Origin of the sequence: Bacillus sp. FSL R5-0286, assembly GCF_038593245.1 — a bacterium.
Lineage (GTDB): Bacteria > Bacillota > Bacilli > Bacillales > Bacillaceae > Bacillus > Bacillus altitudinis.
This window is the reverse complement of sequence record NZ_CP151977.1, coordinates 421,620-434,701: the sequence shown is the minus strand read 5'-3', so window position 1 is coordinate 434,701 and position 13,082 is coordinate 421,620. Positions and strand designations below refer to the sequence as shown.

Annotated in this window: 6 protein-coding genes; 2 read left to right on the top strand and 4 right to left on the bottom strand. The window is 44.6% G+C overall.

Annotated features, from left to right (window positions below; all coding sequences use genetic code 11):
* Nucleotides 1–12: 12 nt before the first annotated feature.
* Nucleotides 13–873: a GyrI-like domain-containing protein gene (locus tag NST24_RS02070; protein ID WP_017358534.1), complete on the bottom strand. Its 861-nt coding sequence runs from the start codon at nt 871–873 to the stop codon at nt 13–15.
* A gap of 143 nt (nt 874–1,016) precedes the next feature.
* On the opposite strand from NST24_RS02070, the gene NST24_RS02065 reads away from it, so the two are divergent.
* Complete coding sequence (locus tag NST24_RS02065) at nt 1,017–1,718, top strand: 4'-phosphopantetheinyl transferase superfamily protein (protein ID WP_251211022.1); 702 nt, start codon at nt 1,017–1,019, stop codon at nt 1,716–1,718.
* On the opposite strand, the gene NST24_RS02060 is transcribed toward NST24_RS02065, so the two are convergent.
* Nucleotides 1,705–3,042: a PLP-dependent aminotransferase family protein gene (locus tag NST24_RS02060; protein ID WP_342462244.1), complete on the bottom strand. Its 1,338-nt coding sequence runs from the start codon at nt 3,040–3,042 to the stop codon at nt 1,705–1,707. The two genes, NST24_RS02065 and NST24_RS02060, sit on opposite strands and share 14 nt — an antisense overlap.
* Nucleotides 3,043–3,173: 131 nt before the next feature.
* Between NST24_RS02060 and NST24_RS02055 the strand changes: the two genes are divergently transcribed.
* The gene (locus NST24_RS02055; protein ID WP_342462243.1) at nt 3,174–4,088 is read left to right on the top strand and encodes a DMT family transporter; all 915 of its coding nucleotides are present in this window, start codon (nt 3,174–3,176) and stop codon (nt 4,086–4,088) included.
* Between the two features lie 38 nt (nt 4,089–4,126).
* Here NST24_RS02055 and NST24_RS02050 read toward each other — a convergent pair whose 3' ends face one another.
* Together NST24_RS02050 and NST24_RS02045 are read right to left on the bottom strand one after the other, a co-directional pair.
* A complete protein-coding gene (locus tag NST24_RS02050) occupies nt 4,127–4,867 on the bottom strand; it encodes an alpha/beta fold hydrolase (RefSeq protein ID WP_045035152.1) in 741 nt (246 codons plus the stop codon).
* Nucleotides 4,868–4,873: 6 nt separating this feature from the next.
* The gene (locus NST24_RS02045) at nt 4,874–13,072 is read right to left on the bottom strand and encodes an amino acid adenylation domain-containing protein (protein WP_342462242.1); all 8,199 of its coding nucleotides are present in this window, start codon (nt 13,070–13,072) and stop codon (nt 4,874–4,876) included.
* Nucleotides 13,073–13,082: the final 10 nt, after the last annotated feature.

Here is a 13,082-nt window from a genome sequence, read left to right as displayed (position 1 = left end):
ACGCTGCCTTTTTTATGATTGTTTACGGATTGGAATCCAAATCAATGTCACATGATCTGGAGAATGTATCTCTCCATCTAAAGGGTACGTTTCCATCTCCATTCCCCCAGCATGCTCATATCCTGAGGCAGGAAACCATTCTGTGAAAATACGTGTCCATGTTGAATGCACAGCGGTTTCGACAGGCCCCTTTGCCTGAAATACAGCCCATGTACTGGCCGGAATCTGCTCGACTGTCATGGTCGAATCTGGTTCTTCCTCACCTTGCTCAATCCCAATGATATAGTCAAATGTTTCAAGCGTTTCATCAAAATGCGCACATACACCGATATATCCGAGTTCTCCAGCTGCATGAGCCAGTGAATCCGTCCATCCTTCTTGATTGACACGCTTCCAAAAGGCGGGAATATCCTGTTTGTTTTGGCTATTCTTTGTTGTTGTCTTTAGTCTTCTGCCCATGATTGAAAATGAATCCTTTTCCACAATTCGATAATGCATCGGTTCAACTCCTTTTATTTGTAGTTCGAAGGAGAGACGGGGGTAGGCTTTCACTGTATACTCGCCTGTTTTCACTGCTGCCGGTGTATATCCGTGATGCCGCTTGAAGGCTTTCGCAAACGACTCTGGGGTTTCATAGCCATACTTCACCGCCGCATCAATGACTTTCACTTGCTTGGTCATGAATTCTTCTGCCGCAAGGGTTAATCGTCTTTTGCGAATATATTCTGCTACTGCAATTCCCGTCAGCATATGGAATAGCCGCTGATAATGAAATTTAGACATACAGGCGGCCTCTGCCACTTCTTCGATCTGCAAAGGCTGATCCAGCCTCTCTTCCATATAATTGATACTATCCATGATCAAGTGAATCATTTTTCCCTCTCCTTCCTCTTCCACTATATCGAGAACCGCCCGCACCTTCCTGTCATTTTGTGCTTTCATTGAACAGGATGTCTGTTTCTCTTTTGCAGAGGTTCATCCAATGGTACAATAAATGTAAAAAATTGAGGTCCGTTATGAAGATTTTCGCTATTCAATTACAACCTTTAGATGATAAAAATGCACGAAAACAAATAGAACAGCTGAAGCCTTTTGTGTCATTTGAAAAACGCGCCGCCGCTGAGCGCTTTCGTTTTTTGATCGATGCAAGAAGAACGCTTTTAGGTGAGGTACTGATTCGTCACATCATTCATGAGATGTACGCACTGCCTATGGAACAGATCATTTTTGAAACAGAAGGGAATGGAAAGCCTGTTGTCCGGCAAATTCCTTCTTTTCATTTTAATCTTTCTCACTCTGGTGATTGGGTCGTGGGCGCAGTAGATGATGCGCCTGTTGGCATTGATATTGAAGAGATTAAACCGATTGATTTAGCCATTGCCAAACGATTTTTTTCAGCTGACGAATATCAAGATTTACTCTCACAGCCGGCAGAACGGCAGGAAGCCTATTTCTTTCATTTATGGTCCATGAAGGAGGCTTTTATCAAGCTGACAGGGAAGGGAATATCCTATGGTCTCTCATCCTTTACCGCTCGCTTGTCAAAGGATGGCCAGGCTACTTTGAGATTACCTGATCACGAAGCCCCTTGCGTTGTCCAAACATATTCACTTGATCCTGCCTACCAAATGGCGGTTTGTACAAGAAAACCCGCTGCGGCTGAGCATGTCGAGAAACTCACTTGTGAGAACATGCTGTCTCGCCTTAATAACGTGTGATTTGTTGAAGTGATGACTTTAGCAAATCGACGCCTCGTGCGATTTCCTCTTCTTTTACATGCCAAATGTTCAGCTGAAGTATAGGCTCCTTTTGATAAGTAGAAATGAAATGGCGGTCGATCAGCTGAACCATCACAGAAGCCTTTTTTAGCTGCTGAATGAGCTGATTCATCGGAATGGACCGGTCGACACGAACGTGGGTATGAGTAGCTGGCTCCTCTTCTCCCAGCTCATAAGCGCCTTGATCATTTTTCAAACAGGCCACAAGTTGTTTGGATCGACCTCTATAGGTCGCCTGCATCCTTTCTCTATGACGCTCAAACATCCCGCTTTTCAAATAAATTTCTAAAGCAGCCTGCGAGAGCATCGAGCTGTCGATATCAATAAGCCGTTTATGTTCACTAAAGGGGCCAATCAGCTCGTTTGGTAAGACGACAGCACCTGTTCTAAGCCCCGGAAAAATGATTTTTGAGAAGCTTTTTAAATAAATGACCTTCCCCGCCTGATCATATGAATAGATCGGGTCTCTTTTTGTATCGAATTCTAAATCAGCCAAATAATCGTCTTCAACGATGTAGACATCATATGCTTCGGCAAGGGCTGCAATCGCTATTTTTTCTTGTTTCGACAGACTCGTTCCAAGCGGGTTTTGAAACCTTGGCATCGTATAGAAAAAGCGAATATCCTCCTCTCGGAAGATACGCTCCAATTCCTGAAGGTCGAGTCCGTTTTCCGTCCGCTGAATCCCCCGGACAGGCAGCTGGTTTTTCTCTAAGTATTGGAGGAATAGGTGATAGCCTGGCTGTTCGACCAATATGGTCTGTTTTCCATTTGGAAACGGGATGGTGCTTAAAATCGATAAAGCCAGCTGAATACCAGAAGTCATGACGATCTGTTCTGGAGAGGCAAACACTTGATAATCCGTTAAACGCTTTGAAATGATTGGCAGTAAAGATGGTAATCCATTGGTGGTGCCATAGATAAATAAATCATTTTGATACAGATCAATCGCTTGATTGATGCAGTGCTGAAAATCGACATATGGAAATACAATGGGATCAGGCGCAGAGGAAGCAAAATCAATCCATGTGCTGCCCTTCTTAACGGCTGACTGATTGGTTTTCACGACAAAATAGCCACTTCTTTCTACAGAGTACAGCAAGTGTTCACGCTCTAATGTGTCTAGTGCTTTTATGACAGTGCTTTTGCTCACAGCATATTGAGCCGCTAAGTGACGAATGGATGGAATTTTCATTCCAGCATTGTATTCACCGCTCTCGATTTTGTTTTTTATATTCAACACAAGCTGATCATATTTCCTCACAGTACTACCCTCCTTGTACCGGTACAGATATCAATAACTCTTATTGTACACCTTACTTGATCCGTTTACGATAAAAAGACAGAACCGGTCAATTCAACTGAAGCATGCATGCTCGTGTAAGGAGAATTCTGATGGATATGTCAAAACAAAAAGCGTATGCTGCTTCGATCGCATACGCCTGTATTATTGGTTTTTCATTCTTGTTTGTCAAAGTGGCCTTAGCATCAGCGAATCCAATTGATGTATTGGCACACCGATTTACTGTTTCTTTCGCAGCCGCTCTTTTGTTATTTCCATTTTTACGAAAAAAGTACCGTTTTTCCATTCAATGGCGTGATCTCATTTACATTGTGCCATTTTCCTTGCTTTATCCTGTGTTGTTTTTTGCATTTCAAGTGTGGGGGCTGATGTTTACCTCTTCATCAGAGGCCGGCATTATTCAGGCGACCATCCCTATTTTGACAATGGTGCTTGCAGCATGGTGTTTAAAGGAACGTCCTACCTCGATTCAAGTGCTGTTTACCATTCTTTCTGTGTCCGGGGTGATGCTCCTCTTTGTGGTGAAGGGAATTGATGTGAAACATTCTCATCTCATTGGTTATGTGCTGATCTTACTTTCAGCCTTATCATCCAGTGCCTATAGCGTATTTGCCAGGGTGATGACACGGCGATTCCATGTCATTGAACTGACTTTCGTGATGACATTCTTTGGATTTGTCTTCTTTAATGCTGCTGCTCTCATTCGGCACTCGGTAAATGCTACACTACCGCAGTTTTTCAGTCCGTTTACGCAGCCATCCTTTGTATGGTCTATGCTCTTTTTAGGCATTCTCTCATCACTGCTCACAGCGTATTTATCAAACTATGCTCTTTCCCACCTTGAAGCAGCAAAGGTGAGTATCTTTAACAATCTTTCTGCTTTCATTACCATTGCCGCTGGCGTCCTTATTTTACATGAAACGATTGATATGCTTCACATCATCGGGGCTGTGCTCGTCATTGGCGGAGTGATTGGCGGGAATGTGGTGAGGAAGGGGAATTCATAAAGAAAACGGCCCTCGTTTGACGGGGCCGTTGTTTTCTTTTATTGGCTGATGAATTGCCTTTTTGTTGTCTGCTCAATGACATGCCTCATATGTTCTGCGAACTGCTCGAGATGTGTGTTGATATACATGTGGCCTCCTTCGAAATCAGTGCGTTCGATGGCGTTTGCCCATGTTAGCCAGCCGTCTGCGTCTTCCATGCATTTCTTATCTTGCTTTCCGTTCAATAAATAAACGGGTGATTCAATGATTGTTTTGTCTGTGTGCTGGAAGGATTCTAATGCTTGATAGTCGGCACGTAAGGATGGTGTAAAGTAATCCATCATTGGTTTGTTCTCTAACAATTCTTTTGGAATCCCGCCCATTTCAGCGATATGCTGAACAAATGCTTCATTCGATAAATGGGTCAATATTTGTCTTTTTGTTTGCGGTGGCTGAATGGCAGAAATGACAACTGCTGCCGGATCGATGCCTTCCTTTTCTAGCAGCTGAGTCAGCCTGTACACCACAAGTCCGCCCATGGAATGTCCGAACAAAATAAATGGACGGTTTAATTTGCCTGTCAGTTCTTCTTTATACAATTCAGCCAGCCGGTCAATGCTTGTTTCAAGCGGCATGAGGTTCGTTCCATGACCCGGAGGCTCTGCTGCTGTCACTTCGGCCGTGTCCTTCAGCTGTTCAAAGAGCGGACGGTAAGAGGCGGAATATCCGCCTGCAAAAGGAAAACAAATAAGCTGAATGAGATCTGATTTTTTTTCAAAGGTTTTAAATAATTGGTTCATACGTCCTTACCCCTTTACGATCGTTTCAAGAATCTGCGCAAGTTGATCTGCCTGCGGTCTTTTCATCATGGTCACATGGTCGCCTTTTATTTGATAATACGAGCACGTTTCTCTCGTGTAAGCTTCCCAATCGGCAAATTTCTTCTGGAAATCTGTGGCGTGATCGCTGCTTTGTATAATATAAAACGGCACAGAGAATGGGTCTTTTTCTAATTCAATGGCTTGTGACATGATGGTATTATGAGTCTGCATTTGCAAGTATTTATCTAAATAGTGATCATTCATAAATTGATGAACGACTTCATCCTTTTCTGCTTCTTTGAGGATTTTCTGCTTCACTTCTTGGAAGCTGAGCCCTTGTAATGCTTCTGGTTTGATGCCGACGAGGTTCCCCATACCCAGGACGAGGGCCAGCATTTTCACTTCTTCTTCGTTCATATCGGCATGAAGCGCTTGATCTGCCTCATCTCTTAATACCGGAACCGTATCTAAAATGATCAATCCTTTTGGCGCTTTTCCTGCATGACAGAGTCTCTGATTCATTCCGTAAGCAAGATGTCCGCCCATGGAATGCCCTGCCAAATAATCAATGCCTGGTCGATAGAATGTCTCAATGGCTTCAATAAAAATGGTGACAAGCTCTGTATAATGAAGGAATTGTGGTTCTTCATCCTCATACAAGCCTGGAGACTGCAAGGCGTAAACAGCTCCTTCATGTGTCATGAGCTTGGCCACATCGATATACCCCATCACCGTTCCACCAGCAGGCGGTGCAAAGAAAATTCTCGGTTCAGCCGGATCCCCTTTTTTCAACTCGATCACATAGTCTTTCGGCGCTCTTTCGACAGGCTCGCCTGTTTCTGGCACTGTGTCCAAATATGCCGCTAACTGCGCTGGCGCTGGGTGCATGAAAATCCATTTCGGATCAACACGGACACCTTTTTCTTTTAATTTGGCAACGGCTTGAATACTCATAATGGAATCTCCACCTAAATCAAAGAATGAATCATGAATTCCTACTCGTTTGACACCAAGCACTTCACTGAAAGCTGTCACAATCAGCTGCTGTGTTTCTGTTGCCGGTTGATCGTCTTCATGTGAGGAAGAGACTGCGTCTGTCGGCTCCGGCAATGCTTTTTGATCGACCTTCCCATTTGTTGTGACAGGAATTGCGTCAAGTACGATAAAGTAACTTGGAATCATATAGCCTGGCAGGCTTTCCTGTAAAAATGCTTTCCATCCGGGAACAGGCTCTCCCCCATCTGTGACAAGGTAGGCTGCCAACCGTTTTGAGCTGCCGTACGTTTTAGCAATGACGGTACATTCTTTTACTTGTGGATGTTTGAGCAGGGCTGTCTCAATTTCTCCACATTCAATTCGGTAGCCTCTAATTTTGACCAAGTTGTCTTTTCGGCCAAGGTATTCAATACTGCCATCAGACCGCCATTTCCCTAGGTCACCGGAACGATACAGTTTGTCCCCTTTTAATGCCGGGAATGGATTGTCAATAAACCGCTCCTGTGTGCGCTCTGGGTCATGCAGATATCCTTTTGCCAGCCCTGTTCCGCCGATATAGATTTCTCCTTTGACGCCTGTAGGTACTGGATTGAGGTCATCATCAAGTATGACAACCGTTGAGTTGGCGACTGGCACACCGATTGGCACTGATCTTGCATCCTCGGGTACGTGTGTGACTTGATAAGTGGTCGCTAATGTTGTGTTTTCTGTTGGACCGTAAGCATTGATCAGCACCCCCTTCATATGTGGCAATGCCTTTCGTGCATGCTCACTAGACATGGCTTCTCCGCCAACAAGTAATGTACGGTATCCAGCCACACTTTTTGGATCATGCTCAATCAGCCGGTTGAATAATGCAGTTGGCAAACAGTTGGCTGTGACTTGATGCGTTTTGATTAAACGAGTTAATTCGTCCATATTCAGAGCAGCATATTTCGGGATCAGAACCAGCTGACCGCCATTGAGCAGCATTCCCCATAATTCAAAGGTAAAGGCATCAAATGCATAGTTAGACAGCTGAAGCATTTTATCTTCTGAACCAAGCTCAATATAGTTTGTTTCTTTCACTAAGCGGACCACTCCTGCATGAGGAAGCATCACGCCTTTTGGTGTGCCTGTTGAGCCTGAAGTGTAGTTAACATAGGCAAGCTGGTCTTCTCCTACAATCGATTTTTCCCTTTGATACACTGCGCCTGTTTCTGGTAACGGCTTGTCCATTTCAATCTTTGTGCCGCTCAGATCGTCTAAACGATTGATCAGATGCGACTGGGTTAAGATGATATCGCTTTGTGTATCGCGAACGATCAGACCGATGCGGGCATCTGGATACTCAGGTGACATCGGTACATAAGCAGCACCCGACTTGACGATCCCTAGAACTGAGACCATCATGTCAAACGAACGATCAAACAGCATTGGGACAAGTGAACCTGGTCCAACACCTTTTGACTGTAAATAGGCAGCCAGTTTTGTCGCCTTCTCGTCTAAATCTTGATATGTCATATGCTCTTCCATATAGGATACAGCAATCCGGTGCGGATCACGCTGCACTTGTTCTTCAAATAATTCTTGCAGCGTACGCTTTGGATAAGGCGTGTCAGTTTGATTTTTCCCTATGATCATGGCATCCTGTTCTGTTTTGTCCATGACGCAAAAGTCAGCAAATGTCCGTTCAGGCTGAGCCGTCATGCCATCTAACAAATTGAGATAATAATTCATCATACGGTGGATCGTTTCTTGCTCAAATAAATCCGTATTATATTCCACATGGATAGACAGCTTGTCCTCCTGCTCAAATACATGCAAGGTGAGATCAAATTTAGAGACGGTATGATGGACCATCACTTGTTCCGATGTCAGTCCTTTTAGGTTGATATCCAGCGAATCAGTGACATACCCCATGGCGACTTGGAAAATTGGTGAACGACTTAGGTCTCTATCCATTGAAAGGTCATCCACAAGCTTGTCGAATGGATAATGCTGATGCTCAAAGGCTTTTAACGTCATTTCTTTCACCTTTGCCAGTAAATCGGCAAAGGTATCGGCTTTTGAAACGTCCTGTCTCAGCGCCAACGTATTGACAAACATGCCGACGAGCTTCTCTGATTGTTCGACATCACGGCCAGCGATCGGCGATCCAACAATGACATCTGTTTGTCCAGACAACTTGTGAAGTAGGACATAATAGGCTGACAACATCGTCATAAATAGTGTTGTCCCCTGTTGTCTCGACAAGGCATGTAAACGACGAACAAGCGGTTCATCTATCACGATTTGCTCTGTAGCCCCATTAAATGTTTGAACCGGCGGACGAGGACGGTCAAACGGGAGCTCTAATACCGGCAACTCTCCTTGTAACGTTTCTAGCCAATAGCTCTGAGCCTCATGGTGGTTCTTTAATTGCTCATTCTCCCAATGAACATAATCGGTCCATTCAATCTCAAGTGCAGGTAACTCAGGCGTTCTCTCTGATAATAGCGCACCATACACGACTTCTAATTCTTGAATAAGCAGGCTGAGAGACCATGCATCGGAAATGATATGATGCTGCGCACAAAGCAAGTAATATTCCTCTTTCCCCATATCAACAATTGTCCATTGTGCAAGCGGTCCCCGTTCTAAGTCATAGATGCGGTTCGCCTCTTGCTGAATCAGCTGTTCCAATCTTCTCGCTCTTGTTTTTTCATTAAATAATGAGAAATTCGCAACGGTTACTGATGGCGGAAGGTCTTCACGGATGACTTGAACCGGCTTGCCGCCAATGGTTTGAAATGTTGCGCGCAGTGCTTCATGACGTTTTGTTAAGAGACCGATCGCCTTTGTTAACGTTTGGATGTGTAATTGGCCCATCAGCTTCCAAGCACCTAATATATTGTAATGATGGCTCTTTTCTAATGTAGATAAGAACCAAATTCGCTTTTGAGCGTGTGACAGCTCATAGCTTGTTCGTTTTTCCAGCTTTGGAATGCTGGCTTCCTGAATGGTTGGTGCTCCATTGATGTCATCGACCATTTGTGCCAAGTGTGCCAGATTCTTGCTTTCAAATAATATTTTTAGCGGTGCCTTTATTGAAAACTCATGATTAATACGAGAAATCGTTTGAGTGGCCTTTAATGAATGTCCACCAAGGTCAAAGAATTGATCCTCTTTGTACACACGATCGACCTCTAAAATATCCTCCCATATGGCCGCAAGCACCTGCTCTGTCTTCGTTTCTGGCAATTGCTTTTCAAACGGCTGTGCGTGTTTGTGATGGAACTGTTTGAGGGCTTCATGATCAATAGAGCCATCTTGTTTTTTCGGTATATCATCCACTTGCCTGATGTCCCATTTCCCCTCTATGATGTCTGTGATCTTGTCAGCACCCACTTCTTTGCCTAATTGCACCGTATAGTACAGTTTCTTTTCAAAATGTGGGATTGGTGCTGGTTGAAGATGTTCAGCGATTTCTTGATTCGCCCCATCTAGGCCAATAAATAGATGCGCTTCATTCAGCCGAACACCTAGACATAATGAATGGAGTCCTTGTTTTTTTCCAATCAATTGAAAGCCCTTGCGAACGGTTAGCGCGGCCCCAGTATGTCCCTTAGACAAACCAAGATTATCCCACATGCTGAAATTCAACGAAATCGCTCTTCTTCCCTCATGATAGGTAAGGGCATGTGCGAGTCCATCTAAAAAGCTGTTTGCCGCAGAATATGCGCCAAATGTGGTGCCGCCAAAAAAGCCATTCACTGATCCAAAAAAGACGAGTGGAACTGACGGATCATGCTTGAAAGCTTCCTGCAGCACCCAAGCACCATCTGCCTTCCCTGAAAGTTCTTTGACGAAAACTTCTTCTGTTGTATGAGCCAGTGTGTACGTATCCACATGCTGAAAGTGCTCAGATACATTGCCAGCACCGGCTAAATGAAGCGCTCCTCGGATCGACTGTCCGAAATGCTTTTCTGCTTCATAAATAGCCCGCTCGACGTCACATAAATTCGTCACATCGGCTTGTACATAAAGAACGTCTCCCTGATCTTTCAGTTGTGAGAATGACGCCTCTTTTTCTCTGTCTTCTTCAAGGGATGTCCGTCCAATTAACACGAGCTTCAAGCCAAATTGGAGCATTTGCTTAGACAGTTCAAATCCAATACCGCCAAGCCCGCCAGTCAGCAAGTACAAGCCTTCATATTCTAAAAACCCTTCTGTCTGAGGTGCCGTCATCATATTCACTTTTTCCAGCTTTGGTACGAGGCGCTGGCCATGCCGGTAAGACACTTCTGCTTTCAAATGAATCGCACCTAGTTCGTCCGTAATATGCTTGGCATCCTGTTCCACATTCTCCGCTTCAATATCAAGGTGAGACACTTCTGCCCCTTCCCATTCTTGCGGGATGGTTTTTAATAATCCGGCAAGAGACGTTTTCTCCACATGAAGCTCATCTTGCGGTTTTACAAATTGACCACCTTTTGTGACAACAACGAGACGCATCGGCTCTTTATTTGCTTGTCTCAATGCTTGATACAAATACAAAATGGATTGGCTAGTGCTTGCATTCAGTTCTTTGAACTGCGCAGGGCTCGCAATCATCTCCCTGTCTGATACATTCCACAAGTGGAGCATACGGTCAATTTTTAATTCATCGGCTTCAAGCGCCGCCACAAGCCTGACGTAATCCCCCTTAATTCGAGGGTTCATCTGATACATCCCTTTTGACAGGCGTAAAAATTCATAACCCTTTTTCACAGAAACATAAGGCAGGTTCATTTGTTCAAATTGTGTATAAAGCGATTGATAAAGCCCTTTTTCATCCTCAAATACGAGTACATGATCAGTGGAGACTGGCTGAGATGGACCGATATTCTCTTTTACCCAAATACGTTTAAAGAACCAATCTGGGAGGGTTTGTTCATTTTCCGAAGCAAGATCAAGTGCACGTTCAATGTCATGAAATACCCCATCTTTCAGTGCCGCACCTAGTTGGGCACGTTGGATTTTTCCGCTTTCTGTTTTCGGAAATTGGTCTTTTTTCACCGGAATGATATGGTCAGGTTCGATTCCCATTTTGCGAATGATGCTCTCTCTAATCTGCTGAATCATTGTGATTTGATCCTCTATCGAATCCTTCTGCGTGACAAAAAAGACAGCGAGTGTGTCATTACTTGATTCGGGATTGTAAATGCCGTACGCAGCGGCAAAGGTGACTTCAACCCCCTCAACTTCTTCCACAACGGCTTCAATTTCGTAATTCAAATAGTTCGCTCCGTTGATGACGATGATATCCTTTTCCCGTCCTGTGAGGACTAGGCGCCCTTCATGAATAAATCCTAAATCTCCTGTATGAAACCAGCCGTTTTCCGCAAATACTTCTTCATTGGCTTCCTCATTTTGATAGTAGCCCATCATAATCGTTGGACTCTTCACCTGCAAGCGGCCGACTTGATCTTCTGGCAACACTTGGTGATGCTCGTCTACAATCCGAATCCATACAGAAGGGATTGGTGCACCGACTTCTGTAAAAGTCATCTTGTGCGGATGATCGTGCGTCACATATTGAATCTCACTTGTTAATGAGGTCTGATCAATGGTCAGTTGTCCACCCTGATCATCATGACGCATGAATTCTTTTGACTGGACAATGGCTGATGATGTTTCTGACATGCCATAAGCCGGCACCATCGCATGGCGGCTTAATCCGTGCTCACCCATGATGTGCATGAAACGCTGCGTCACTTTAGGAACAACTGCTTCGGCGGCGTTCATGATATAGGTCAAGGTGGAGAGATCCCAGCTCCCTTTGCGAATGTCGTCTTCATATTCATTCATCATCGCAAAGGCAAAGTTTGGCGCCCACGTCCTTGTGACACCGTATCTTTCTACCCAATCCAGCCACACCATCGGCCGTTCGATAAATTGATCAATGGATGGACTAATTTGCTGGCAGCCGAGGTAGACATCATGGACATGAAACATGACAATGCCCCCTACATGATCAAGCGGCATCCAGTTCATTGATACATCCTCATGCGTGAAACCATTTGCCTGCTCAAAGGAAATGATTCTAGATAAAATGCTTTGATGGTTGTGCCGGATACACTTTGGCACACCCGTACTTCCTGAGGACAGCAGCTGAAGCACAGGCTCATCCGGCTCTGGCTCATAATGCTGTTCATCTGGGTCACAGGCAAGTAATGTTTCGATTGTTAAAATCGGAATCGCTTTTGATTCAAACGTTTTACGTAGCCCTACAATGTCCTCAGCACTCGCTTCGTTTGTAATAATGAATGGTTCATTTTGCAGCTGAAACACGCCCTTGAGCTTGTTCACACCTTGATTCATTTCATCATACACAGGCGGTACAGAGACTGGGGTTGGAATGATTCCACCGAGAATACAGCCCCAGAATACCGTGATAAAATCTTGATGGTCTTTCAATTGAAGCAGCACTTGATCGCCGTTTGAAAGTCCGGCTGCCCTTAATCCAGATAGGACACGTTCCGCTCCTGTGAGTAATTCCGGGTAAGTCTGGATCACCTCATGACCGCCTTCTTTGAGATACGTGACTCCGCGATTTGGTGACATAAAGGCGGCTCGGATCAGTACCTCTGTCAATGTGACTGGTGTACCTGGTTTTCTGATCACATCACCTCCATAAACAAGGGCTGGTGGTTTTTCTTGTACGGAGGATTGTATGGTTTGGCTGACTTCATCTTTTGAAAACGATTCGTTTCCATTTGTACGCTGTCTATCTGGGAAGAGGTCATCTAAATGATAGGGTGTTTGTTTTTCTGTCTGACTCTCTATCAAAACGGCTGCTTCCTCTACTCCATCTATGGCTTTCGTGCGTTCTTCTATCTTTCTTCGTTCCTCTTCATCTAGTACATCAATGGCAAGCAGCGCCTCGGTATCGACCGCTCCTCTTTCTTTTCGCGGCAAGGAAGGGACGAGGACGAGTGCGGCTGGCACTTCATCAGGATGAAGCGGGCCTTTCATCATATCCTCTCTTGTCAACGAAGGGTCCTTCGCCTGTGCAAACAGCACAAGCGATAGGCCTCCTTCTTGATTTTTCTTCGGGATGAGCGCACATTCCTTTAGTGGAAAGTGAAGCATGAAGACTTTCTCTAATGCTTTGAGATCGATTCGTTTTCCATTGATCCTGACAATATGATTTGCTGCATTTCCTTTTCGTCTACTAACTAGCATTCTTCTTCTC